Source organism: Bacillus sp. FSL E2-8887 (assembly GCF_038007205.1).
GTDB classification, from domain to species: domain Bacteria; phylum Bacillota; class Bacilli; order Bacillales; family Bacillaceae_G; genus Bacillus_A; species Bacillus_A mycoides.
This window is the reverse complement of record NZ_JBBOWS010000001.1, coordinates 3,911,668-3,937,676: the sequence shown is the minus strand read 5'-3', so window position 1 is coordinate 3,937,676 and position 26,009 is coordinate 3,911,668. Positions and strand designations below refer to the sequence as shown.

Below are 26,009 nucleotides of genomic sequence, written 5' to 3'. Positions count from 1 at the left end.
GTAATGGATAATAAAATCGTATATGTCGTATCTGACTCTGTAGGAGAAACGGCTGATTTGGTTGTTAGAGCGGCAATGGGACAGTTCCCATTCGCTCCTGATATTAGGCGTGTACCGTATGTAGAAGATACAGGGACATTAAAAGAAGTAATCTCGATTGCCAAGAGCAATCAAGCGCTTATTTGTTTTACGTTAGTAAAGCCTGATATGCGTCAATATTTATTGACAGAAGCGGCAAAAGAAGGAGTAGAGGCATACGATATTATCGGACCTCTTATCGATCAAATTGAAGGAATTACAGGGCAAGTACCAAGGTATGAGCCAGGTGTCGTTCGAAGATTAGATGAAGAGTACTTTAAAAAAATAGAAGCGATTGAATTTGCAGTTAAGTATGATGATGGTAGAGATGCACGTGGTATTTTAAAAGCTGATATCGTGTTGATTGGAATTTCACGTACATCAAAAACACCACTTTCACAATATTTAGCGCATAACAAACGTTTGAAAGTTGCTAATGTACCACTTGTACCGGAAGTGGATCCGCCTGAGGAATTATATCAAGTGGCAAAAGAGAAATGTTTCGGTTTGAAAATTATACCAGATAAGTTAAATCATATTCGAAAAGAACGATTGAAATCACTTGGATTAAGTGATGGAGCAACATATGCAAATATTAATCGTATTCAAGAAGAAATTGATCATTTTGAGGAAGTAATTAGTAAAATAAATTGTCAAGTGATTGATGTATCAAATAAGGCAATTGAAGAAACAGCAAATATTATTGTGAATGCAGTGCAAAACCAAAAAATGTTTTAGCACATTTACCAAAGGTGAATGTGCTTTTTTCGCTCGTGAGAAGGCGTTAGAGGAAGATGCGAAGTAGAGCATGAACTTTCGGCTTAGTAATAGAATATAGCGGAATGGTTATACTTATATTCTTCTGTTTTTTTAATTATGCTAAAGGAACGATTTCGTTATCTTTAAGTGTAAGATGAAAATTAAAGGGATATGTAGCGTAGTTGAAGAAAATATATTATAATAAAAAATTGTGATAAAAACCTATATTTTACGTTTAGACTTTAATTTTTCAGAATAAACTAGGGATAGGATTTTCGAAAAAGACATGTATTTACGTTAAATCGACAAAATCTAGACAAGAAAACGCACATTATGGAAGGATTCACAGAAGGGATGTAGAATACAGAAATATGCAAAACATCAGATAAGATATTATTTGATGCAGATGCGTATCCCGTGAAGAATGCAATTGTGCAAGTTGGAACAAAATTTTATGTCGAAATTTTGTTTGTCGTATCCTATGCTCATCGTTCAAGAAAACAGCAAGGTAATTGGGTCTATGTAGATTCTGAGCAAGATGAAGTTGACTGTTATATTTATTAACAGGCAAAAGCTACAGATCTCATGATCATACAGGCTATAGTGCTTCTTGCTAGTCTTCTTGTGAAAAAGGAGTATATGTATTGTCTCCAAGAGATACATTTGTAACAGATGAGCAAATGTATACAATTTTATATAGTAGTATGATCTGCGAATTTACGCAGACTGGGGACTTATACGAAAGGTCCAAAATCGTTTACACAATGTGATCGACAGTACTTTCTAACAAATTTAGAAAAATATTGTCGAATTATAAAGGAATCTTTTAATTTATATCGAATACAAAATACGACACGGAGATGGAGTTATGGGGAACAGAATTCCTGAAGAAGTTGTTGAACAGATTCGGACATCATCCGATATTGTAGAAGTGATTGGTGAGTATGTTCAACTTAGAAAGCAGGGGCGTAACTATTTCGGCCTTTGTCCATTTCATGGTGAGAATTCTCCTTCATTCTCTGTTTCATCTGATAAGCAAATTTTTCATTGTTTCGGATGTGGAGAAGGTGGAAATGTATTTTCTTTTCTTATGAAAATGGAAGGACTTGCTTTCACAGAGGCTGTTCAAAAGCTTGGCGAAAGAAATGGAATTGCAGTTGCAGAATATACATCAGGGCAAGGACAACAACAACAAGAAGACATATCTGATGACACTGTCATCATGCAACAGGCTCATGAACTTTTGAAAAAGTATTATCATCATTTATTAGTAAATACAGAAGAAGGAAATGAAGCACTTTCATATTTATTAAAACGTGGTATTACAAAAGAGATGATTGAGAAATTTGAAATTGGTTATGCATCACAAGCTTGGGATGCAGCAACGAAAATTTTACAAAAAAGAGGTTTGTCGCTATCTAGTATGGAACAGGCTGGCCTTCTTGTAAGAAGTGAGAAGGATGGCAGTCATTATGACCGCTTCCGCGGAAGAGTTATGTTTCCGATTTATACTTTACAAGGTAAGGTGATAGCGTTTAGTGGAAGGGCATTAGGAGATGACACTCCGAAATATTTGAATAGTCCTGAAACACCGATTTTTTACAAAAGTAAGCTGTTGTATAATTTCCACCAAGCAAGGCCGTTTATTAGAAAACGTGGGCAGGTTGTCCTTTTTGAAGGTTATGCCGATGTACTAGCCGCGGTGAAAAGTGGTGTGGAAGAAGCTGTTGCGACAATGGGAACAGCTTTAACCGAAGAACAAGCGAAACTTCTGCGACGTAACGTTGAAACTGTTGTTCTTTGCTATGATGGTGATAAAGCAGGGCGAGAAGCGACGATGAAAGCAGGGCAATTACTATTGCAAGTTGGTTGCCAAGTGAAAGTTACATCCTTGCCAGATAAGCTTGACCCTGATGAATATGTGCAACAATATGGGACAACCGCTTTTGAAAATCTTGTGAAATCAAGTATAAGTTTTGTTGGTTTCAAAATAAATTATTTGCGTTTAGGGAAAAATTTGCAAGATGAGTCTGGCAAAGAAGAATATGTAAAAAGTGTTTTAAAAGAGTTATCATTGCTACAGGATGCGATGCAGGCGGAATCATATTTAAAATCATTATCGCAAGAATTTTCGTATTCAATGGAAACACTTTTGAATCAATTGCACCAATATCGCAAAGAACAAAAGGTACAGCAAAAACAAATAAAGCAGGTTTCTAAGCCATCTCAAATTGTTCAAACGAAACCGAAATTAACAGGTTTTGAAAGGGCAGAAAGAGAAATTATTTACCATATGTTGCAAAGTGCAGAAGTGACAGTGCGTATGGAACCTCATATAGAAGATTTTTATACAGAAGAACATAAAGGGATTTTATATGAACTATACGCATATTATGAAAAGGGAAATGAACCTTCAGTCGGAACATTTTTAAGTTGGCTCTCTGATGAAAAGTTGAAAAATATTATTACTGATATTTCGACGGATGAATTTATTAATCCAGAGTACACAGAAGAAGCGTTACAAGGTCATTTGGAGGCGCTAAGACGCCATAAAGAAAAACTTGAAAAGATGGAAATTATCTTTAAAGTAAAACAAATGGAAAAAACAGATCCTGTAGAGGCTGCTAAATATTATGTGGCATATTTACAAAGTCAAAAAGCAAGAAAATAGCTTTTTCGATAAAGTTTTAGTATAATGAATGTTTGTATCTCGCGTAAGGAGGGGAACAGATGGCTGATAAACCAGCTCGTTCTAAACAAATTGAAACTGAAATGACCCTTGAGCAAGTGAAAGAACAACTCACTGAGCTCGGAAAAAAACGTGGCGTTCTTACATATGAAGAGATTGCAGAACGCATGAATGGATTTGAAATTGAATCCGATCAAATGGATGAATACTATGAATATTTAGGTGAACAAGGGATTGACTTAGTTGGTGACAATGACAACGACGAAGGTCCTAATAATCGTCAAATTACAAAAACGGAAGAAGAATTTGACCTTAATGATTTAAGTGTGCCGCCAGGTGTGAAAATCAATGACCCTGTTCGTATGTACTTAAAAGAAATTGGTCGTGTAGACTTACTATCTGCTGAAGAAGAAATTCGACTTGCGACACGTATTGAAGAAGGCGATGAAGAAGCAAAACGCCGTCTTGCAGAAGCAAACTTACGTCTTGTAGTAAGTATTGCAAAGCGCTACGTGGGCCGTGGTATGCTTTTCTTAGACTTAATCCAAGAAGGAAATATGGGTCTAATTAAGGCAGTTGAAAAGTTCGACTACCGTAAAGGTTTTAAATTTAGTACGTATGCAACTTGGTGGATTCGCCAAGCTATTACACGTGCGATTGCAGACCAAGCGCGAACAATTCGTATTCCAGTTCATATGGTTGAAACAATTAATAAGTTAATCCGTGTACAACGTCAATTATTACAAGATTTAGGACGCGAACCATCTCCTGAAGAGATTGGTGAAGAAATGGATCTTGCTCCAGAAAAAGTACGCGAAATCTTAAAGATTGCACAGGAGCCAGTTTCTCTTGAAACACCAATTGGTGAAGAAGACGACTCCCATTTAGGTGACTTTATCGAAGACCAAGAAGCAACATCGCCTGCGGACCATGCAGCGTATGAATTGCTAAAAGAACAATTAGAAGATGTGTTAGATACACTAACAGATCGTGAAGAAAATGTTCTGCGTCTTCGTTTTGGTTTAGATGATGGACGAACTCGTACGCTTGAAGAAGTTGGGAAAGTATTCGGCGTAACGAGAGAACGTATTCGTCAAATTGAAGCGAAAGCACTTCGCAAATTAAGACATCCAAGCCGTAGTAAGCGTCTTAAGGATTTCTTAGAATAGGCTACCTTTAAGTTTACTTCACTTTTGTGAAGTAAACTTTTTTGTTTTGTTAATTTTTGTTAAAATTTAGCTATCGGCAACGATTACAATTTCTTGTAATTTATTTTACAGAATTGTCTTTTGATTTGCAAATGCTCATTTTTCGATTTTTCGATTTATTTTGTTTATTATATACAAAATAATATGTAGAAAAGTAAAAAATATGATGAGAAACGTTAGTAATTATCGAAATAATATGCGATATAATAGTGAAAATCAATAAAATGAATTTACGGAATATTTTTAACAAGTAGTAGTTTGCTCTTTTCTGATAGGGCGTTTTCAAGTACAATATAAATGACTGAATCATCTAACTATTTAGCGGTATAGAGGGGGGAGAAGAGATATGAAACGTAATCCGTTGATTCCGTTCGCTCTTATTGCAGCATTAGGTATTATCGTTATGTTTGTATTTTCATTTCAGGGGCTAAATAAATCTAAAGAGTTAGCTGATGCAAAAAATGGTGGGAAACCAGCACAAACAGCATCAAAGCCAGAGGATATTGTAAAGCAAAGCTGTACGAGCTGTCATGGTGATCAGTTACAAGGAGCGGTAGGCCCTAATTTACAAAAAATTGGTGGGAAACTTTCAAAAGATGAAATTAAAGAAGTTATTTCAAAAGGAAAAGGAAATATGCCGCCAAATATAGTTCCAGCTGATCAAGCGGCAAAAGTAGCTGATTGGTTATCGAAGAAAAAATAAAGTATAGAAAAACAAGCCTTTTGCTTTTTGCAAAAGGCTTGTTTTTCTATACTATCTAAAATACGATTAGTAATAGAGAATTGAAGTATTGTTATGGACTTGCAACAACTACTATAAATTCATTATCATGGAGACAGACTGAGAAGAGAAGGAGTAATGGAAATACATGAATGAAGTAAAGCTTTCGAAACGATTAGAAGAAGTTGTGAGGGAGATTCCGGTAGGCTCTACAGTAGCTGATATTGGATCGGATCATGCGTATTTACCGTGTTATACAATTATAAATAATATTGCTACAAAAGCAGTTGCAGGAGAGGTTGTAGATGGACCGTTTCGCTCTGCACAAGCAACTGTAGCTGAAAGTGGCTTACAAGATAAAGTAGACGTTCGTAAAGGGAATGGATTAGCTGTTATAGTGCCAGGAGAAGTAGATGTTATTACGATTGCTGGTATGGGTGGAGCGTTAATTCGTGACATTTTAGAAAGTGGTAAAGAAAAATTAGAAGGTGTAACACGTTTAATCTTACAGCCGAATATTGCAGCACACCATATCCGTGAATGGTTTATTGAAAATGGATGGGAGCTTATCCGTGAGAAAATTGTAATAGAAGACGGAAAGATTTACGAGATTTTAGTCGGAGAGCGAGGAGATACAGCAGTACCTTACTCTGGAAATAAACAAGCTGAATTGTTTATGGGTCCATTTTTAATAAAAGAAAAAAGTGAAGCTTTTATTGAAAAGTGGGAAGGGGAATTGAAAAACTTCCAAAATATTTTAAAACAGTTAGAACGTGCAGCAGAGTCTGAAGAGACAAAAGCGAAGCGTGCAGAAGTAGAAGCGAAAATGAAAATGATAGGAGAGGTTTTATCATGAGTAAAATTCCGAATGGTCATGAAATTATTTCTTTGTTTGAAGGTATGTATCCGAAGCATTTAGCGATGGAAGGGGATAAGATTGGCTTACAGATTGGAGCGCTTAATAAACCTGTGCAGCACGTATTAATCGCGTTAGATGTAACTGAGGAAGTTGTGGACGAGGCGATCCAATTAGGAGCGAATATCATTATAGCGCACCATCCTTTAATCTTTAATCCATTAAAAGCGATTCATACAGATAAGGCGTACGGAAGAATTATTGAAACATGTATTAAAAATGATATTGCGGTTTATGCCGCACATACAAATGTAGATATTGCTAAGGGCGGGGTAAATGATTTACTTGCTGATGCGTTAGGGTTACAAAATACAGAAGTATTAGCTCCTACATATGCAGAAGAAATGAAAAAAATTGTTGTATTTGTTCCAGTAACCCATGCAGAAGAAGTGCGCAAAGCTCTTGGAGATGCGGATGCAGGTCATATCGGTAATTATAGCCACTGTACGTTCGGTAGCGAAGGGGTAGGTACGTTTATCCCTCAAGAAGGTACAAATCCTTATATCGGAGAAACTGGGCAGTTAGAACGTGTGGAAGAGATACGTGTCGAAACGATTATTCCAGCTTCATTACAAAGAAAAGTTATTAAAGCGATGTTGGCAGCCCATCCATATGAAGAAGTGGCATATGATGTATATCCGCTTGATAATAAAGGTGAAACATTAGGTCTTGGTAAAATAGGGTATTTACAAGAAGAAATGACGCTTGAGCAGTTTGCTTTACATGTGAAACGATCATTACATGTAAAGGGTGCAAGAGTTGTTGGGAAGTTAGATGATAAGGTGCGTAAAGTAGCTGTACTTGGTGGTGACGGTAATAAATATATAAACCAAGCGAAATTTAAAGGAGCAGATGTATATGTAACAGGTGATATGTATTATCATGTTGCTCACGATGCGATGATGATTGGTTTAAATATAGTCGATCCAGGACATAACGTTGAAAAAGTAATGAAGCAAGGTGTACAAAAACAATTGCAAGAAAAAGTAGATGTGAAGAAATTCAATGTACACATTCACGCTTCGCAGTTACATACAGATCCATTCACATTTGTATAAGAAAAATAAAAACCGTTGCTCATGTAGGCAACGGTTTTTATTATTGTTCTTTTTTCACTTTTACACGAGGTAGTATCTTTTGAAGTGGTACTTTTCGAATTCTGTCCCATGTAGCTGGATTCATTGGGTCATATTGATCTAAGAAAGCAATAACTTCTTTTGTAATTGGCGTTGGAGTAGAAGCACCTGCTGTAACAGCTACGTTTTCTACACCTTGTAGCCATTCTAATTGGATTTCACTTACGTCTGCAACGCGGTATGCTGTCGTACCAGCTATTTCTTGTGATACTTGTGCTAAACGGTTTGAGTTGTTACTTTTCGGATCACCGACAACAATTGTTAAATCTGCAACATCAGCTTGTTTAGCGACAGCTTCTTGGCGAACTTGAGTTGCTAAACAAATTTCCTTGTGGAATTCTGCTGTTGGGAATTTTTTCTGAATGTCCTCCATTAAATGTTGAACATCCCATTGACTCATTGTTGTTTGATTCGTAACTAAAATTTTATCCGTTGGAATTTCTAGTGTTTTTAAATCATCAGCTTTTTCGATAAGATGAACGATATCAGGTGCGATACCAACTGCGCCTTCTGGTTCTGGATGATTTTTTTTGCCGATATAAATGACATGGTATCCTTCAGCTTTCTTTGCTTCGATAAGGTCATGTGTTTTTGTAACATCTGGACAAGTTGCATCAATTGTCGTTAAACCTTTTTCTTTTGCACGTTGTTTAACTTCTGGAGAAACACCGTGTGCAGTGAAAATAACAGTACCAGAATCGATTTTATCTAAAATTTCTAATCGACTTGGACCGTCTAATGTAATGATGCCATCCTCTTCGAAAGCATCTGTGACATGCTTATTGTGAACAATCATACCTAAAATATAAATGGGTCTCGGTAATGATTTATCTAATGCGGCGTTACGTGCAATAACCATTGCGTCAACAACACCGTAGCAATAACCACGAGGGGAAATTTTAACAATCTTCATGTGAGTAATCCTCTCCTTCTAAACAAGGGATACTTTTGTGCATAGTCCATTACATTATAAAGGAGGAGTGGATAGAAAACAAAGGATTGTTACACATATAGTTTTGGTTTTGTTGCTGATTGTTGAACGGGTTCTTTCGGAACCTCTTTTTCTATTACCGGTTCAAGCACTATTTTTTTTCGTTTCCTTTTTGGAGGTGGAGGAGGTGGAGTTGCTACCTCAACCTGTTCTGTTGCATCTTCAGTTTGATTTTCTTCCGTACTTTTTCCAGAGGTGAGGATTTTAACAATGCTTGGTAGACTACGCATAATGGGACCGTACTGTTCGACAACAGGACCGACAGATTGCACGACTTGAGATACTTTTTCGATATTATTTATCATATTAGTTGGGTTCGAAATTAAATTTGAAAAAAAACTACCGATGCCGCTGCTAGATGCCGCTGCAGTTGTAGCTGACGCAGCACCACGTGTATCATTTGATTCATACATTTGAGGTGGTATCATCTGCTCTGGATATTGCTGCATGTATGGCTGATATTGTTGTGTATATTGTTGTTGGTATGGCTGTTGCTGTTGATATTGGGGCGGCGGTTGTTGGTGCATCATCGGTGGCCCTTCCATTTGTCGATAAGGAGGGACCATTTGCATGAAAGGTTCGGTTGGATCGTGTTTTTTAAAGAGTTTAGCAAGGAAACCTTTCTTTTTTTGAGCCATCGGTGGTAGTTGTGGAATCGGATATGGTGTGTAAGATTGTTGTCCTCGATTCGGATACATTTGTCTTATAGGGGATTTCGGAAACATGTGGGAAATCCTCCTTTCTTCAGTTAGGTATATACACATACAATATGCAATGGAAGGAAAGAAGGTTAGTTTTTGAGATAAAAACCTAAACTAAAGATGGATTTTACTTGTAGATTTCGATATAATGTAGACTTGACTGATTTGTGCGCAGTAGAAATTTTAGAAAGAAGGTGTAACTTATGACACTACAAACTTTTACACAGTATGATTTTAAACCATTTTTAATAGATGCAGTTCGTGAACTACGCTTTACAGAGCCAACAGGAATTCAAAAGAAGATTTTCCCGGTCGTGAAAAAAGGTGTGAGTATAATTGGACAATCCCAAACTGGTTCTGGGAAAACACATGCATACTTACTTCCTACATTAAACAGAATTGATGCAAGTCGTGAAGAGGTACAACTTGTTATTACAGCGCCTACTCGTGAGTTAGCACAACAAATTTACGAAGAAATTGTGAAACTAACAAAGTTCTGTGCAGAAGATCAAATGATTACAGCACGCTGTTTAATTGGTGGAACTGATAAACAACGATCAATTGAAAAGTTGAAAAAACAACCTCATATTGTAGTTGGAACGCCAGGACGTATTAAAGATTTAGTAGAAGAAAAGGCGCTATTTGTCTATAAAGCGGATACTATTATTGTCGATGAAGCGGACTTAATGCTTGATATGGGATTCATTCAAGATGTAGATAAAATTGCGGCACGTATGCCTAAAAATCTGCAAATGTTAGTTTTCTCTGCAACAATTCCTCAAAAATTAAAACCATTTTTGAAGAAATATATGGAGAATCCAGAACATATTCATATTAATCCGAAGCAAGTTGCAGCAGGAAATATTGATCATTACCTTGTGCCTTCAAGACACCGTAATAAAACTGAATTAGTGAAAAATATGCTACTTCAATTTAAACCATATTTAGCAATTGTCTTTACAAACACAAAGAAGAAGGCTGACGAAGTAGCCGATGGATTAGCAGAACGTGGATTAAAAGTAGGGCGTATACACGGTGATTTATCACCACGTGATCGTAGAAAAATGATGAAACAAGTTCGTGATTTAGAGTTCCAATACATTGTCGCAACAGATTTGGCGGCACGCGGTATTGATATTGAAGGAATTAGCCATGTTATTAACTATGAACTTCCACCAGATTTAGATTTCTTCGTTCACCGTGTTGGAAGAACTGCACGTGCGGGTCATTCAGGTATTGCAGTGACGATTTATGATCCAGCAAATGAAGAAGCGTTAGATAGTTTGGAAAAACAACGTCATATCGAGTTTAAACATGTAGATTTACGCGGAGATGAATGGGCGGATTTAGGTGACCGTCGTCGTCGTAAGAGCCGTAAAAAACCAAGTGATGGACTAGATGTTATGGCAACAAAAGTTGTTAAGAAGCCGAAAAAAGTAAAACCAAACTATAAACGAAAACTTGCAACAGAACGTGACAAAGTGAAGAAAAAATATAGCAATAAAAAAAGATAAGGGATTTCCCTTATTTTTTTTTATCTCACTGCTTGAGAGAAAGTCGATTAATGCAGACTAATAATTAGTGAGGGGTAGAAAAAACGTTGACTAAAGTTTCGCTTTATTGGGTTAATTTAAGTATAGAGCGAAAATTGTTTGAATAGTCTGTTTGATTTATGTAGTGCCTTTTGTGTGAACACACAATTCGCTACATATTTCTACAAATTATGCTATCATTATATCTATTGTATATTGAAGAGGTGATTGTATGTTAAAGATTGGATCTCATGTTTCTATGAGTGGTAAGAAAATGTTATTAGCAGCAAGTGAAGAGGCTGTTTCATACGGTGCAACGACGTTTATGATTTATACAGGTGCACCGCAAAATACACGAAGAAAACCAATTGAAGAATTGAACATAGAAGCAGGAAGAAAACATATGGAACTAAACGGTATTGAAGAAATTATCGTACATGCGCCATACATTATTAATCTTGGGAATACGACGAAGCCAGAAACATTCCAATTAGGTGTAGACTTCCTTCGCATGGAAATTGAAAGAACATCGGCATTAGGTGTAGCGAAACAAATCGTTCTTCACCCAGGTGCGCACGTTGGTGCAGGAGCGGATGCTGGTATTCAACAAATTGTTAAAGGGCTTAATGAAGTATTAACGCCAGAGCAGACGGTTAACATTGCGTTAGAAACGATGGCAGGAAAGGGAACGGAATGCGGTCGTAGCTTTGAAGAAATTGCGAAAATTATTGATGGTGTGAAATATAATGAAAAACTATCCGTATGTTTTGATACGTGTCATACGCATGATGCAGGTTATGACCTTGTAAATGATTTTGACGGTGTGTTAAACGAATTTGATAAAATTGTTGGGATAAATCGTTTACAAGTACTTCATATTAACGATAGCAAAAATGTACGCGGAGCTGGAAAAGACCGTCATGAAAATATTGGTTTTGGTCATATTGGCTATAAGGCATTGCATCACATTGTGCATCACCCACAACTTACGCACGTACCAAAAATTCTTGAAACGCCGTATGTAGGTGAAGATAAAAAAGATAAGAAGCCACCATATAAATTAGAAATCGAAATGCTGAAAAATGGTACTTTTGATGAAGGAATTCTTGAAAAAATTAAAGCACAATAAGGAGGGGATTTTCCCCTCCTTATTTTAATAGTTGCTGAAATAAAATATTTACTTGTTGGGCAGTGGCAGGAGTAGTTACTTTAGCGATTTGTTTTAACAAATCTAGTCGCTCGGTATTATCGTAAATGTTAATGTTTTTCCCTTTCATAAGTAAAACGATTTTATCAGCTTGTGCAGTTGTGATTGGAACTTCGTATTCTTTACTATATTTCAATAGTTCTTTTGTAGAAATATGATTTAATTTTTTGTTCACAAGTTGTTTAATGAGGTTCATCGTGTTGTCCTCCTTCACACGTTCTTCTATCGAAATATATGTACGCATAGCTTGTACATATTCGTATCAAGGTGCATTTTTTCAATGGGGAAAAGAAGCTTATGTTATAATATAAGAACAAAACTATAGATAAAGAGTATAAGGAGGACTTATGGAAAAAAAGCAACATCGAAAAGAAAGTGTTATTCATCTTGTATATCGTTTAGTTATGATTGTCTTTGGGGCAGCGTGTGCGGCGGTAGCGATTGAACTGTTTTTAATGCCAAATAAAATTATTGATGGTGGAATTATTGGTATTTCTCTTATATTAGATTATCTTACTCCTAATATTTGGTGGTTAAGCTTTTCTACTTTAGTTGTTATCCTCAACATTCCTTTTATGTACTCCGGGTATAAGCAAATTGGAAAAACATTCATGTTATCTTCAGCATTTGGAATTGTAGCTTTAGCATTTATTGAATCAACGTTGCATGCTATCCCGCCATTTACAACAGAGCCGATTTTAGCAACAGTTTTCGGCGGTCTTATTTTAGGGATTGGTGTAGGACTTGTTATTCGTCATGGTGGATCGTTAGACGGGACCGAGATTATGGGAATTCTATTAACGAAGAAATTACCGTTTTCTGTTGGTGAATTCGTAATGTTTGTGAACTTATTCATTTTTGCATGGGCAGCATTTGTTTTTGGTGTTGAACAAGCGATGTATTCTGTTATGACGTACTATATCGCATTCAAAACAATTGATACGGTAATTCAAGGATTAGACGAAACGAAAGCAGTTTTAATAGTATCGGATCAACATGAGGAAGTATCAAATGCAATTTTACACCGCCTTGGTCGTGGAACAACAAAACTTGTTGCTAAAGGTGGCTATACAGATAAAGAAAAAGAAGTTATTTATGCAGTTGTAACACGTCTGGAAGTGACGAAGTTAAAATCAATTGTGCATGAAATTGATGAAAACGCATTTGTTACGATTATGAATACACAAGAGACAAATGGTGGTAAGTTTAAATCAGCAATTCACTAAAAAGTTAATTGTAATATCTTTTGAAAGCAGAGAATTATTCTCTGCTTTTTGTTATAATAATAAGGTTTCTTGAAATAAAGAATATATTTTAGGCAGATTGGTTTACAACTATAATAAGCTGTACTATAATTCAAATAGAGATAAATCGGAATCATTCTGAATTAAAATAGGTGAGATGCTATGAATAATATATTGGAAATAGAAGGATTAACGTTTCGGTATGAAGATCGCAACGTGTTAGAAGATATTAATTTGCAAGTTCCGAAGGGAGCTTTTTTAGGTTTAGTTGGACCGAATGGTTCAGGGAAATCGACTTTACTTAAATGCTTATTGGGTGTTTTAAAACCAAAGCAAGGAAGTATTAGATTGTTTGGCATTGATAGTAAGAAATTTAAAGAGTGGAATAAAGTTGGTTATGTATCCCAAAAGGCAAGTAGCTTTAACTCAGGTTTCCCGGCAACTGTTTTCGAGGTTGTTTCAATGGGGCTCGTTTCGAAAAAAGGGCTTTTTCGCTTTTTTACGAAAGACGATAATGCGAAAGTAGAAAAAGCGATTGCTGATGTAGGTATGAGCGAGTTTCGAGGTCGCAACATTGGAGAACTTTCTGGTGGACAACAGCAGCGTGTATTTATTGCTCGTGCACTTGTAAGTGATCCGGAATTGCTTATTTTGGACGAGCCTACTGTTGGGATTGATGTGAAAAATGTGGCAAGTTTTTATGAGATACTAGAGGATTTAAACAAAAGATTGGGAATTACGTTAATTCTTGTTACGCACGATATGGGTGCTGTAACAGAGAAGGTGACGCATGTTGCATGTTTGAATCAGCATTTACATTTCCATGGGAATGTAGAGAAATTCCGAGAGTTAGAAGATGCAGAAATGTCGATTTTATATGGACATCATGTTCATCGCTTAGAACATGAACATGGGCATCACGGGAGGATATAATGATACAGGATTTTTTACAATATGATTTTTTACGTAATTCCTTATACGCTGGTATTTTAATAGGGCTTGTCGCACCACTTATCGGCGTGTTCGTTGTAATTCGCCGCATGTCGCTTATTGCGGATGCATTAAGTCATGTGACGTTATCAGGAATTGCAGCAAGTTTATTACTTGAAAAGACAATCTTTACCGGTGGGTTTTTAAACCCTTTATATATGGGGATGTTTTTTTCAATCGGTGGAGCATTGCTAATTGAAAAATTACGTACTGTATATAAACATTATCAAGAGTTAGCAATCCCGATTATACTTTCAGCAGGGATGGGGATTGGAGTTATCTTCATCTCACTTGCTAATGGATTCAATACGGATTTATTTAGTTATTTATTTGGTAGTGTAAGTGCTGTAACAAGTGCGGATTTAATTATTATTGGTATAGTAGCAATTGTTGTTATTGCGACGATTGTTTTATTATACAAAGAGTTGTTTTTACTATCATTTGATGAGGAATACGCTGTATCAACCGGTTTAAGTGCAAAGTGGATTCACTTTATCTTCATTATATTAGTTGCTCTTGTAATTGCGGTATCAATGCGTGTTGTAGGTGTTCTTCTCGTATCATCTTTAATGACGTTACCAGTTGCAGCAAGTATTCGTATTGCAAAAGGATTTAAACAAACAATTTTCTTTTCCATTTTATTTGGTGAAATTGCAGTAATTGGTGGAATGTTTGCTTCGTATCAACTTGATTTAGCTCCAGGTGGTACAATTGTTATGATAGCGGTTCTTATTTTAATTGGTGCAATTTTATGGAAAAAGAAAAAAACTGCATAAAGTAGGGATAGGTATGAATCTAACAGAAGCTTTACGCCTAATGAAGGAAAAGGGATACAAACATACAGGGAAAAGGGAAGAAATGCTGAGATTATTCGCAGCTCATAATCGTTATTTAACTGCGAAAGATGTTTTAGAGCATATGAAGGGTGATTATCCAGGACTTAGTTTTGATACGATTTATCGTAACTTAACGGTTTTTGCTGAAGTCGGTGTTTTAGAGCAAACGGAATTAAATGGTGAAAAGCATTTCCGTTTTACATGCTCCATTATGGAACATCATCATCATTTCATTTGTTTAGATTGTGGTGGTACAAAAGAGATTAATTCCTGCCCGATGGATTTTATGAATAAAGATTTTAAAGGTTATGAGGTAACGGGGCATAAGTTTGAAATATATGGTCGTTGCCCAAAATGTGCAAAATGAGAGGGCTCGTCAGTTATATAACTGACGAGTTTTTAATTTGAATGTAAAAAAAGGTTGCTCACAAAAATTGTGGCAACCTTCTTTTTATTGTTCTTGTTTTTCTTTTTCTTTTTCTCGTTCGGCAGCCATTTCAGCAGCGATTACATCAATTTCTTTTTTCAGTTCTTCTACCATTGTTTCTTCTGGTACTTTACGAACGACTTGCCCTTTACGGAATAATAAACCTTCTCCGCGTGCACCGGCAATACCGATGTCAGCTTCACGAGCTTCACCAGGACCGTTTACGGCACAGCCGAGTACTGCAACCTTAATTGGAACTTTAAGTGTGGAGATGTATTCTTCGACTTCATTAGCAATGCTAATTAGGTCGATTTCAATACGACCACAAGTTGGACAAGAAATAAGTGTTGCGGCATTAGATGCAAGACCGAATGATTTTAATAGTTCACGTGCAACTTTTACTTCTTCAACTGGATCAGCGCTTAAAGAGATACGAAGTGTATTTCCGATGCCTTTACTTAAAATTGCTCCAAGACCGGCGGCGCTTTTTACAGTCCCAGCAAACAATGTTCCTGATTCTGTAATACCTAAATGTAATGGATAATCAAAAGCGCGAGCAGCTTTTTCGTATGCTTCAATTGCTAAGTTAACATCAGAGGCTTTCATTGATACGATAATATCGTGGAAATCTAAGTCCTCTAAAATTTTAATATGGTGCAGTGCGCTCTCGACCATACCATCAGCAGTTGGATATCCATACTTTTCTAAAATATGACGTTCTAATGAGCCGGCATTTACACCGATACGGATTGGAATGCCACGCTCTTTCGCTGCATTTACAACAGCTTCTACTTTATGGCGACGTCCAATGTTACCTGGATTGATACGTACTTTATCAATGCCGCCTTCGATTGCTTTTAAAGCAAGGCGATAATCAAAATGAATATCAGCAACAAGTGGAATGTTGATTTGTTTTTTAATATCAGCAATAGCATTTGCTGCGCGTTCGTCTGGAACAGCAACACGAACAACTTGACAGCCAGCTTCTTCTAAACGTTTAATTTCAGCAACTGTAGCCTCAACATCATGCGTTTTTGTTGTCGTCATACTTTGTATAATTAATTCATTGTTACCGCCAATTGTTAAATTACCGACTTTAACTGGACGTGTTTTTGTGCGTTGAGTCATTTCATTCACGAATTGATCGCTCTCCTTATAAAAGAAGTTTCTTATTTTAGTCCCTTACATCAATGATAGTATGTGTGAGAAAGGGCTATAGAAACCAAAGTACTCGGTTTCACTTTTACTATTGTATCAGCGCCTTTATGTAATTGACAAGGATTAAGTGATTGCTTATTGATATAAGGGGAATTTATAAGACTTTCCAACTTGGATTTTTGTAGCAGATGTATTTTTATTTAATTGCTTAAAATCATCAATTACTTTTTCAATAGAAGGAATTTTTTTCTTATTAATCGCTTCTGTAATAGAAAGAACTGTATCGCCAGTTTTTACTTCGATTGCTTTATAAGCTGTATCCGTTTCTTTTTCTGTTTCTTTCTCTTTATTTTGTTTTGTATCTGTATTTTCTTGTTTTATCGTTTGGGCAGCAGATGTTTTTTTGTATGAACTTAACATCGGTAAAGTGCCGATTTTTATGTCGTAATAAAATATATAACCGAGGACAAGCACGAATAAGAGTACACCTAATCTCTTCATATCCTTCACTCCTTTGCTAGGAATATATGCTTGTCCAAAAAAAAAATGCCTATTTAGGCATTTTTTTATAGTTCTTGTTTTTCTTTCGGCTTTGGAACTTCTTTAATTGTTAAGTATAGAACGATTAAAACAACTGCAATGTAAATGAATGTTGCGCCAGGTACGTTTATTTTGAATAAATCCATAATCATAAAGAAGATTGTTGGAATTGTGTAGCTGTAAGCAGTTAATGTCCAAACTTGTTTATAAGATAATTTGCGTTGACCGCTCATCGCAGAACCGATGAAGGCAAGCAATGTAACTCCTACAAAGGTAATAAATAATTGGAACAAGTACAGTAAGAACCCAATAACGAATAATAAGATTGGATAAATACTGTCAAATAACGAAATGAAATCTTGTAAATCTTTTTTCTCAAGAGATGCGCCTAATAAGTCATTATAGGAGTATGTTTGTGTTTGACCATTCCCCATGGAGACTACTTTATCTTTTAAAACAAATAAACCTGTTTTATTTTGATATTTTTCTAAGTCTGTTGAATTTGGATCAAATACGAAAAGGGCATTTCCATCTTCTTTTTCGATAGGTTGATCAATATCAGCTGTTAGCTCGCCATTTTCAATTTTAAAATCAGGTAAATCTTTTTCGATTACTTTATTTACCATGTTAACACCATCTTGAATAACGCTACCGTACAAGAAAGTTCTTGGAATAGTAGTGATTAGGCAAAGAAGCATAATATACAAAATGGTTTTACCGATTTTTTGAAAACGGAAAAGCGCCATATCTTTAGGCGAATATACGCTTTTTGCTAGCTGTGTAAAAATGGACATAGATTCACTTCCTTTATGTATGTATAAAATCATTGTAACGTACGAATCTAGAGAAGCTCAAGATATATTATATTTACATATAGTAGAGAGGACTAAATTCCTTCTTATTAATTTACTTCTTTTAGTAGATAAAAATACAATTGACACTTTTCTTTCGTATATGGTAAATTTATCTTACATTTTTCAAACGATATATCTGATTGGAATTTAGTTGTTTTTAATGGTACATACATAATCGTGGACCCTTAGCTCAGTTGGTTAGAGCAGACGGCTCATAACCGTCCGGTCGTAGGTTCGAGTCCTACAGGGTCCATATCCATTTCATATGTTTATTATGTCAGCAGGAAGCTTCCTTGTAGAAGGAAGCTTTTTTTCGGAATATATGAGCATTTTAATTGAAAAGAAGTGGGAATTTTGCTACTTTAATGATAGCAAGACAAAGCGATTTATTTGTTTGCACCCTATGGCAATTAGGGTAGAATGAAGTTGTATGTCACTTAAGTGGCAATACATAAACCGGGAGGAATATAACAATGGCAAAACACGAATTACCAAATTTACCTTATGCGTATGATGCTTTAGAACCTCACTTTGATAAAGAAACAATGAACATCCATCATACAAAACATCACAACACGTATATTACAAACTTAAACGCTGCTTTAGAAGGTCATGCAGAATTAGCTGACAAAAGTGTTGAAGAATTAGTTGCAAACTTAAACGAAGTACCTGAAGCAATCCGTACAGCAGTACGTAACAATGGTGGCGGACATGCTAACCATACATTCTTCTGGACAATCCTATCTCCAAACGGCGGGGGACAACCAGTAGGCGAACTTGCAACTGCAATTGAAGCGAAATTCGGTAGCTTCGATGCATTCAAAGCAGAATTCGCAAAAGCTGGCGCAACTCGCTTCGGTTCTGGTTGGGCTTGGTTAGTAGTAAACAATGGTGAGTTAGAAGTAACAAGCACTCCAAACCAAGATTCTCCTCTAACTGAAGGTAAAACTCCAGTTATCGGTTTAGATGTTTGGGAGCATGCTTACTACTTAAATTACCAAAACCGTCGTCCTGACTACATCGGTGCATTCTGGAACGTTGTAGATTGGAACGTTGCTGAAAAACTTTACCAAGAAGCAAAATAATTAAAGTTAATACAGCTAGAAAAAAGCTAGGGGGTTTTCTCCTAGCTTTTTTCTATGTTCTCCTTTTACATAATTGAGCTTGTCTTTGGAAGACTAGAACATGAAGTAAAGGAGAGTTGTGTATGAAGTGGAAACATGTAATCGGTGATGTTGAAGTGAATCGGGATTTAGTATTATTGCTCGTTATAGGAGGTTTATACACGCTCGCAATTTCTTTATCGAATACGTTTGTAAACATTTATTTATGGAAGCAAACACAAAATTATGTGAATCTGGGCTTGTATAATTTGGCCAGCGTTGTATTGCAACCTCTAACATTTCTTGTGGGCGGGAAATTAGCGAAACGTATTGATCGCTCGATTTTATTGAGAATCGGTGTAGGCACATTAGCTGTTTTTTTTATCGTCGTTTTAGTAGCGGGAAAAAGTGCATCTCACTATATTTTATTAATGGGAGCTCTTTTAGGAGTTGGTTATGGTTTTTATTGGCTCGCTTTTAACTTGTTGACATTTGAGATTACAGAACCAGAAACAAGAGATTTTTTTAACGGTTTTCTAGGACTTCTTACATCGTTCTCTGGAATGATTGGGCCGATAGCAGCAGGATATACAATTTCACGTATGGAAAAATGGAGTGGTTATACTGTCGTTTTCTTCCTCTCGTTAATGCTATTTGCGGTTGCAGTCGTTCTAAGCTTTTTTTTATCGAAGAGGGAATGTGAAGGACGCTATGAAATTGTGCAAGTATTGAAAGAGCGGCAAGTTGATGAAAACTGGGGAAGAATTACGCGCGCTCATTTCTTCCAAGGTTTGAGAGAGGGAACGTTTATTTTCGTTATTTCGGTATATGTCTATTTAGCATCTGGTAGCGAGTTAGCACTAGGGAAATATAGTTTAGTGAATTCTGCAGTATCATTTGTATGCTATTATTTAGTTGCTCGTATGTTAAAGAAAGAATGGCGAAAAAAAGCAATTTTACTTGGTGGCATTATTTTATATGCGGTCGTATTTTTAGTTATTTTTAATGTTACATATACGAAATTACTTATTTATGCAGCATGTATTGCGGTTGCATATCCGATTTTACTCGTTCCGTACGGCTCAATGACATACGATGTAATTGGTAGAGCAAAACAGGCGAGAGAATGGCGTGTAGAATATATAGTGGTCAGGGAATTATGGTTAAATGCCGGAAGAATTTGTTCCATTTTAAGTTTTTTATGTGCTGTCATATTTTTTCCGCCTGAAAAAAGTTTACCTTTCTTACTATGTATTTTAGGAGCTGGACATTTTCTTATTTATTTTGCAGTTAAAAATGTCAAATATGATGAGGGGAATGTGAACAAAACCAGTGTTGTAGCGCAAGGAAGCACACAGAATCAAACTGAACCAGAAGGTTAACTTATCGCGTGTTTTATGCTAGAATAGAAAAAGATGTAAGACAGCAGTGAGGGCACCTGTATGAAGGTGTCCCTTTCACATTACATAGCTGTTGGTAGAGGGGGTTTGTATGAGCAAGAAGCAGAAACAACAAAAGAAAAAGACCCACGTTCCTTTTCGGTTAAACGTGTTGTTTTTTTGCGTGTTTTTAATGTTCTCCGCGGTTATTGTAAGGCTTGGATACGTACAAATTGTTCGTGGTGAGGAATATAAAAATGAAGTTGAGAAAAAAGAAAACTCAACGATAAGTAATCCTGTACCACGCGGGAAAATATTTGATCGTAATGGAGAAGCGGTCGTAGATAATGAGCCTATTCGTACAATTACATTTACAAAAATGAAGGGATCAACTGCAGCAGATCGCTTAGAGACGGCGAAAAAGTTAGCAGATTTAATTGAAGTCCCAACAGATAAGTTAACAGATCGCGATAAGAAAGATTATTGGCTTGCTTTACATAAAGAAGAAGCAGAAGCAAAAATCACAAAAAAAGATCGTGAAGAGTTTAAAGCGAATAAAATTGACGATAAAGAACTAGATGAACGTCAACGAAATCGTGTAACAGAAGAAGAGATTAATCAACTGTCAGCAAAAGATTTAGAAATATTGGCGATCAAAAGTAAGATGGAAAGCGGATATGCAATGACGCCGCAAATCGTTAAAAAAGGTGCAACAGAAGAAGAATACGCGATTATTAGTGAAAATTTGGCAAAATTGCCAGGTGTAGATACAAATGTCGACTGGGAACGAAAATATAAGTATGATGATATGTTCCGAAGTGTACTTGGTGGTGTAACTTCTTCTGATGAAGGGTTACCGAGAGAAAGATTAGATTACTATCTTGTTCGTGATTATAATCGTAATGATCGCGTAGGAAAAAGTTACCTTGAGCAACAGTACGAAGATAGTTTACACGGCACAAAAGCTGAAGTTAGAAATGTTACAGATAAAGACGGTAATATTTTAGAAACTATTAATGTGTCACAAGGACAACGAGGTAACGATCTGAATTTAACGATTGATATGAAATTACAAAAGCGCGTAGAAGAAATTCTTACAAAAAACTTAATGAGATTTAAAGGGAGCGAGCCTCTTTTAGACCGTGCATTCGTTGTAATGATGAACCCGAAAAATGGTGAAGTTTTATCTATGGCGGGGAAACAATTAGTAAATAAAGACGGCGAAACGAAAGTAGAGGATTTTGCATTAGGAACGATGACAAGTTCTTATCCGATGGGTTCAACTGTAAAAGGCGCGACAGTACTTACGGGATATCAAACTGGTGCGATTCAGCCTGGAGCTGTACAGTATGATGAACCGATTAAATTAAAAGGAACACCTATGAAGTCATCTTGGAAAACGATGGGGTATATTAATGACCTTACAGCGTTAAAAATGTCTTCTAACGTTTATATGTTTAAAACAGCGATGAATATCGCTGGGGTTCCATATGTACGAGGCGGTACGTTAGATATTCCGAAAAGTGCGTTCGATACTATGCGTTACTATTTTGGTCAGTTTGGACTTGGTGTGAAAACAGGAATTGATTTGCCAAATGAAACTGCTGGTCAAATAGGTAAAGGAAATCAACCAGGTTTCTTATTAGATTTATCAATCGGGCAGTATGATACGTATACACCGCTTCAATTAGCGCAATATATTTCGACGATTGCAAATGGTGGATATCGTATGCAACCCCAAGTTGTAAAGGAAATTCGTCAGCCATCGGCGAAGCCAGAGGAAGTTGGAAAAGTTGTCCAATCCATGGAACCGAAAGTATTAAATCGTGTTGATATGCCTGAATCACAAATTAAACGTGTTCAAGAAGGATTTAGACAAGTGTTTAACGATACAGGTGGTACAGCTGCAAAATACTTTACTGGTGCAAAATATAAAGCTGCAGGGAAAACTGGTACAGCGCAAACTGTATATGGCGGAGATAAAGAGATTGGTAAAAAAGCAGATGGTCAGCGTGTGGAGACTTATAACTTAACATTAGTAGGTTATGCCCCGCTCGAAGATCCAGAAGTAGCATTCTCTGTTGTTGTTCCGTGGGTACATGATGATAAGACTGGTATTAATGGATATATTAGTCGTGAAATTATGGATGCTTACTTTGATTTGAAAAACCAAGAAATAAATGGTGAAGCTCCAAAAGATAATAAAAATCAAAAAGAAGATCAAGATGATGAATAAAAAAGTTGTAAAAAAAGCACACTATCTGAAAAGATAGTGTGCTTTTTTTTATGCCTTACGCATATGGTTTAGTAAATGTGGACAAGCATAAAATATTGAAAAAACATGTAGTTTCAAAAACGATGAACACAACAAGATTAGTGCATACGCTCTAAGTTTGTTGTGTGTGATAGGCGATAGCAGTTTTATCCCGCGTTTGAGGGCGGTAAAACTCCCACCTCAAAATTCAGCTGGAGCAAAGAAGTTAGGTGGGAGCCCTGCTGCCCGTAAACGCCCGATTGGTGAGGGCTAATAATCAGTGGGGGGATGAACAAAACCCCCACTGATTAAAGTTTCGCTTTATGGATGATTAGAAAATTTCCTGCATCTAAAGTACAAAAGTGAAAATAAAGTTTGTGTATACAGTTGTTTTTGTGGGACTTTACAAAACTTTTACAAATAATTAAAACCGAATTAATAGTTTAGCAGTATTCTTATATCTGTAATCCTGTTATTTCCGGTTACTTCTAGGAGGAAGAACACGTGAAATGGATGAGCGCATCGATTAAAGTTTTGACATTATCGACATGTTTCCTTTGTTTTAATATGTCTACTGCATTCGCTACAAATGAAATGGGAGAAGTGAGAGTTGATGGATCCTCAACGGTTTTCCCCATTATAGAGGCAGTAGCAGAGGAATATACAAAGGCCCATCCAAACGTGAAAATTTCTATTAGTATTTCTGGGACAGGGGGAGGATTTAATCGTTTCAGTAAAGGAGAAGTAGATATAAACAATGCTTCGAGATTGATGAAACCGGTAGAAGAAAAAGCAATGCAGAAAAAATTCATTCAATTTACACCATTTGAGGTTGCTTATGACGGTCTAACGATTGTTGTGAATCGTCAAAATACGTGGGTAAACAATATGACGATAGACGAGTTACGTCTATTATGGAGTGAAAATGGAAGATTGAAACGATGGTCACAAATTCATTCATCATGGCCTCGTGAACAAGTTAAATTTTATGCGCCAGGCGTAGACTCTGGTACTTATGATTATTTCCAAAATGTTGTCTTACAAAATAATCGCCTTGTAAAAACGGTTTCTTTGTCTGAAGACGATCAAGTTATTATGCAAGGGGTAATGAATGATAAAAATGCCATTGCTTTTGTAGGATATGCTTATTATATGGCCAATCGAGATAAGGTAAAAGCAATACAGGTGGATGGTGTATTTCCAACGAAAGAGACCATTCAGTCGGGTACGTATAAGCCATTATCTAGGCCGCTATTTACGTATGTGAATCATGCATCTATCAGAAATAAAATTAATGTAGCAAATTATGTTGAGTTTATGATTAAGCATGTTGGAAGCCTTGCTGAAGAGGTCGGATATGTAAAATTACCAAAAGAAAAATATAATGAACAGCTGCGAATGTTAACAGAAATAAAAAGGTAATGTCAGGGTGGAAAGGGGTTTTCATCTTTGGCTCATAATGACAAAAGTCAAATTACATTTTCTGTACAACATTTGATTGAGAGAAATACAAATAGAAGAAAAAAAACGCAGCGAATCAATCGAATTGTTCCGTTAATACTAAAAGCCATTGCTAGCGTGTCCATTGTAACGACACTTGGAATTATTATTACGTTGGCAAATGAAACAATCATGTTTTTTCAAAAGATATCATTGTATTCTTTTTTGACAGAGAAAGAATGGTTACCTTTTTTTGAAGATCCAAAATTCGGTATATTACCACTTATATGTGGAACAATCCTTGTAACAGCAATTGCCATGTTCGTAGCAATTCCTATTGGTTTAGGTTGTGCCGTATTTTTAAGCGAATACGCTTCGAATGGCGCTCGGAAAATATTAAAACCGTTGTTAGAGCTACTAGCAGGCATCCCGACAATTGTATATGGTTTTTTCGCGTTAACAGTTGTCACACCACTTTTACAACGGGTTATACCAGATTTGCAGTTTTTTAATGCTATTAGTCCAGGTATTGTTATAGGGTTTATGATGATACCGACGATTGCATCTCTCTCTGAAGATGCGATGAGAGCTGTAGCGAAAGGAATTAAAGAAGCCTCATTAGCGCTAGGAGCAACTCGTTTTGAGATGGTAAAACAAGTGGTGTTTCCATCGGCTTTTACGGGCATAATGGCAGCGATTATATTAGCAGCTTCCAGGGCAATTGGTGAAACGATGATTGTTGTTATTGCAGCTGGATCAACACCTAATGTATCGATAGATCCGACTCATTCTATTCAAACATTAACAGCCTATATTGTACAAGTGAGTTTAGGTGATGCTCCGCACGGAACGATTACTTATTACAGCATGTATGCTGTAGGTGCAACGTTATTTATGTTTACTTTTATTATGAATATCATTTCGCAATATATTATGCGCCGTTTTAGGAGGTTGACATAATATGCGAATGTTAAACCATAAGAACATACAAGAAAATATGGCGTCGCGTTTTTTAAAGGATCGGATTTACAAGTGTTTGTTTTATATAGCAATTTTGTTTTCAGTAGTAATACTTTTTATATTGCTTTTTCAAATTTTTGAAAAAAGTATAAGTTATCTTTCAATAGATTTCTTTACAAACTTCGCCTCACGTAATCCGAGAGAAGCTGGGATTGTCGCTGCTTTGTCAGGAACAATACTATTTATGAGCATTGTTATACCAGTCTCTTTTATATTTGGAGTCGGAACAGCTCTTTATTTAGAGCATTATGCGAAGGAGTCCGTTTTTAAAAAGTTAATTGAATTAAATAATCAAACATTAGCAGGGGTACCTTCCGTTGTGTTTGGTTTACTCGGGTTAACTATTTTCGTATACGCTCTCCATTTGGGAGAGAGCATAATGGCAGCGGCACTGACGATGAGCTTACTCGTCTTACCAACTGTTGTTGTAGCTAGTCAAGAAGCGATTAGAACTGTGCCGAGCTCATTACTAGAGGCTTCTTACGGATTAGGTGCTACGAAATGGCAAACGATGTATCAAATTGTATTGCCAGTCGCTTTGCCAGGGATTGTAACGGGATGTACGTTAGCGGTATCGAGAGCAATTGGTGAGGCAGCACCATTATTAGTTATTGGGGCCCTTGCCTTTGCAAATTATGTTCCGTTCAGTATGTTTGATAGATTTACGGTTTTACCAATTCAAATTTTTAATTGGATGAGTAGACCACAAGAAGAATTTCAGTATGTAGCAGCAGCTGGGATGATTGTTTTGCTAGGATTGTTGCTCTTTATAAATATATTTGTCTTATGGTTACGAAATCGAAAATAAGTTGGAAGTGGATGAAAG

24 protein-coding genes and 1 tRNA gene are annotated in these 26,009 nt (G+C 36.4%); 19 read left to right on the top strand and 6 right to left on the bottom strand.

The genetic code is table 11. The annotated features are described in order from the left end of the window. The first annotated feature begins 3 nt into the window (after nucleotides 1–3). The 6 genes from NSQ08_RS20190 to NSQ08_RS20165 all read left to right on the top strand — a co-directional run bounded on the left by NSQ08_RS20190 (nucleotide 4) and on the right by NSQ08_RS20165 (nucleotide 7,429). Nucleotides 4–816, top strand: a complete 813-nt coding sequence (locus NSQ08_RS20190; RefSeq protein ID WP_070144890.1) for a pyruvate, water dikinase regulatory protein — start codon at nucleotides 4–6, stop codon at nucleotides 814–816. A gap of 889 nt (nucleotides 817–1,705) precedes the next feature. Then, nucleotides 1,706–3,508: a DNA primase gene (gene dnaG / locus NSQ08_RS20185; RefSeq protein WP_002015179.1), complete on the top strand. Its 1,803-nt coding sequence runs from the start codon at nucleotides 1,706–1,708 to the stop codon at nucleotides 3,506–3,508. 59 nt (nucleotides 3,509–3,567) lie between these two features. Beyond that, nucleotides 3,568–4,695 carry an RNA polymerase sigma factor RpoD gene (gene rpoD / locus NSQ08_RS20180; protein ID WP_000764062.1) on the top strand — a complete coding sequence of 376 codons (1,128 nt, stop codon included), beginning with the start codon at nucleotides 3,568–3,570 and terminating at the stop codon, nucleotides 4,693–4,695. 385 nt (nucleotides 4,696–5,080) lie between these two features. Beyond that, nucleotides 5,081–5,437: a cytochrome c550 gene (cccA, locus tag NSQ08_RS20175; RefSeq protein ID WP_002129130.1), complete on the top strand. Its 357-nt coding sequence runs from the start codon at nucleotides 5,081–5,083 to the stop codon at nucleotides 5,435–5,437. A 166-nt stretch (nucleotides 5,438–5,603) separates the two neighbouring features. Next, nucleotides 5,604–6,311 carry a tRNA (adenine(22)-N(1))-methyltransferase gene (locus NSQ08_RS20170; protein ID WP_002034049.1) on the top strand — a complete coding sequence of 236 codons (708 nt, stop codon included), beginning with the start codon at nucleotides 5,604–5,606 and terminating at the stop codon, nucleotides 6,309–6,311. Continuing rightward, nucleotides 6,308–7,429, top strand: coding sequence for a Nif3-like dinuclear metal center hexameric protein (locus tag NSQ08_RS20165; protein ID WP_340778346.1), 1,122 nt, complete (start codon nucleotides 6,308–6,310; stop codon nucleotides 7,427–7,429). Before NSQ08_RS20170 ends, NSQ08_RS20165 begins: the two co-directional genes overlap by 4 nt. Before the next feature lie 40 nt (nucleotides 7,430–7,469). Here the strand turns inward: NSQ08_RS20165 and NSQ08_RS20160 are convergent, their stop codons facing one another. Together NSQ08_RS20160 and vrrA are read right to left on the bottom strand one after the other, a co-directional pair. After that, nucleotides 7,470–8,420, bottom strand: coding sequence for a 4-hydroxy-3-methylbut-2-enyl diphosphate reductase (locus tag NSQ08_RS20160; protein WP_002015175.1), 951 nt, complete (start codon nucleotides 8,418–8,420; stop codon nucleotides 7,470–7,472). A gap of 89 nt (nucleotides 8,421–8,509) precedes the next feature. Then, nucleotides 8,510–9,223: a VrrA/YqfQ family protein gene (gene vrrA, locus NSQ08_RS20155; protein WP_002138368.1), complete on the bottom strand. Its 714-nt coding sequence runs from the start codon at nucleotides 9,221–9,223 to the stop codon at nucleotides 8,510–8,512. A gap of 179 nt (nucleotides 9,224–9,402) precedes the next feature. On the opposite strand from vrrA, the gene NSQ08_RS20150 reads away from it, so the two are divergent. After that, nucleotides 9,403–10,713 (top strand): DEAD/DEAH box helicase, encoded by a 1,311-nt coding sequence (locus NSQ08_RS20150; protein ID WP_002015172.1) that lies wholly within the window; start codon nucleotides 9,403–9,405, stop codon nucleotides 10,711–10,713. Nucleotides 10,714–10,963: 250 nt separating this feature from the next. Next, nucleotides 10,964–11,860 (top strand): deoxyribonuclease IV, encoded by an 897-nt coding sequence (locus NSQ08_RS20145; protein WP_340778336.1) that lies wholly within the window; start codon nucleotides 10,964–10,966, stop codon nucleotides 11,858–11,860. Nucleotides 11,861–11,879: 19 nt separating this feature from the next. On the opposite strand, the gene NSQ08_RS20140 is transcribed toward NSQ08_RS20145, so the two are convergent. Beyond that, on the bottom strand, nucleotides 11,880–12,134 hold the full coding sequence (locus tag NSQ08_RS20140) for a DUF2624 domain-containing protein (RefSeq protein WP_340778330.1): 255 nt from the start codon (nucleotides 12,132–12,134) through the stop codon (nucleotides 11,880–11,882). A 151-nt stretch (nucleotides 12,135–12,285) separates the two neighbouring features. Here NSQ08_RS20140 and NSQ08_RS20135 point away from each other — a divergent pair, with 151 nt between their 5' ends. The 4 genes from NSQ08_RS20135 (at nucleotide 12,286) to NSQ08_RS20120 (ending at nucleotide 15,375) form a co-directional block, all read left to right on the top strand. Next, on the top strand, nucleotides 12,286–13,164 hold the full coding sequence (locus NSQ08_RS20135; RefSeq protein WP_340778327.1) for a YitT family protein: 879 nt from the start codon (nucleotides 12,286–12,288) through the stop codon (nucleotides 13,162–13,164). A 180-nt stretch (nucleotides 13,165–13,344) separates the two neighbouring features. Continuing rightward, nucleotides 13,345–14,115, top strand: coding sequence for a metal ABC transporter ATP-binding protein (locus NSQ08_RS20130; RefSeq protein ID WP_002015167.1), 771 nt, complete (start codon nucleotides 13,345–13,347; stop codon nucleotides 14,113–14,115). Further along, on the top strand, nucleotides 14,115–14,948 hold the full coding sequence (locus NSQ08_RS20125) for a metal ABC transporter permease (RefSeq protein ID WP_002015165.1): 834 nt from the start codon (nucleotides 14,115–14,117) through the stop codon (nucleotides 14,946–14,948). The genes NSQ08_RS20130 and NSQ08_RS20125 overlap by 1 nt, the downstream gene beginning before the upstream one ends. A gap of 13 nt (nucleotides 14,949–14,961) precedes the next feature. Continuing rightward, nucleotides 14,962–15,375 carry a Fur family transcriptional regulator gene (locus tag NSQ08_RS20120; RefSeq protein ID WP_002015164.1) on the top strand — a complete coding sequence of 138 codons (414 nt, stop codon included), beginning with the start codon at nucleotides 14,962–14,964 and terminating at the stop codon, nucleotides 15,373–15,375. A gap of 84 nt (nucleotides 15,376–15,459) precedes the next feature. Here the strand turns inward: NSQ08_RS20120 and ispG are convergent, their stop codons facing one another. The 3 genes from ispG to yqgB all read right to left on the bottom strand — a co-directional run bounded on the left by ispG (nucleotide 15,460) and on the right by yqgB (nucleotide 17,927). Next, on the bottom strand, nucleotides 15,460–16,563 hold the full coding sequence (gene ispG / locus NSQ08_RS20115; RefSeq protein ID WP_161793976.1) for a flavodoxin-dependent (E)-4-hydroxy-3-methylbut-2-enyl-diphosphate synthase: 1,104 nt from the start codon (nucleotides 16,561–16,563) through the stop codon (nucleotides 15,460–15,462). A gap of 165 nt (nucleotides 16,564–16,728) precedes the next feature. Then, a complete protein-coding gene (locus NSQ08_RS20110) occupies nucleotides 16,729–17,094 on the bottom strand; it encodes a hypothetical protein (protein WP_340778319.1) in 366 nt (121 codons plus the stop codon). A gap of 65 nt (nucleotides 17,095–17,159) precedes the next feature. Beyond that, on the bottom strand, nucleotides 17,160–17,927 hold the full coding sequence (gene yqgB, locus NSQ08_RS20105) for a protein YqgB (RefSeq protein ID WP_002034056.1): 768 nt from the start codon (nucleotides 17,925–17,927) through the stop codon (nucleotides 17,160–17,162). A gap of 239 nt (nucleotides 17,928–18,166) precedes the next feature. Here yqgB and NSQ08_RS20100 point away from each other — a divergent pair. The 7 genes from NSQ08_RS20100 (at nucleotide 18,167) to pstA (ending at nucleotide 25,991) form a co-directional block, all read left to right on the top strand. After that, nucleotides 18,167–18,240, top strand: a tRNA-Ile gene (locus NSQ08_RS20100). Nucleotides 18,241–18,460: 220 nt separating this feature from the next. Then, the gene (gene sodA, locus NSQ08_RS20095; RefSeq protein WP_001052029.1) at nucleotides 18,461–19,072 is read left to right on the top strand and encodes a superoxide dismutase [Mn]; all 612 of its coding nucleotides are present in this window, start codon (nucleotides 18,461–18,463) and stop codon (nucleotides 19,070–19,072) included. Nucleotides 19,073–19,194: 122 nt separating this feature from the next. Beyond that, on the top strand, nucleotides 19,195–20,472 hold the full coding sequence (locus NSQ08_RS20090; RefSeq protein ID WP_002015154.1) for an MFS transporter: 1,278 nt from the start codon (nucleotides 19,195–19,197) through the stop codon (nucleotides 20,470–20,472). A 109-nt stretch (nucleotides 20,473–20,581) separates the two neighbouring features. Beyond that, nucleotides 20,582–22,705 (top strand): peptidoglycan D,D-transpeptidase FtsI family protein, encoded by a 2,124-nt coding sequence (locus NSQ08_RS20085; protein ID WP_340778311.1) that lies wholly within the window; start codon nucleotides 20,582–20,584, stop codon nucleotides 22,703–22,705. 522 nt (nucleotides 22,706–23,227) lie between these two features. After that, entirely contained in the window at nucleotides 23,228–24,145 is a 918-nt protein-coding gene (locus tag NSQ08_RS20080; RefSeq protein ID WP_340778308.1) for a PstS family phosphate ABC transporter substrate-binding protein, read from the top strand. 27 nt (nucleotides 24,146–24,172) lie between these two features. After that, on the top strand, nucleotides 24,173–25,123 hold the full coding sequence (gene pstC / locus NSQ08_RS20075; protein ID WP_002088646.1) for a phosphate ABC transporter permease subunit PstC: 951 nt from the start codon (nucleotides 24,173–24,175) through the stop codon (nucleotides 25,121–25,123). 1 nt (nucleotide 25,124) lies between these two features. After that, nucleotides 25,125–25,991 carry a phosphate ABC transporter permease PstA gene (gene pstA / locus NSQ08_RS20070; protein ID WP_340778302.1) on the top strand — a complete coding sequence of 289 codons (867 nt, stop codon included), beginning with the start codon at nucleotides 25,125–25,127 and terminating at the stop codon, nucleotides 25,989–25,991. Nucleotides 25,992–26,009 lie beyond the last annotated feature (18 nt).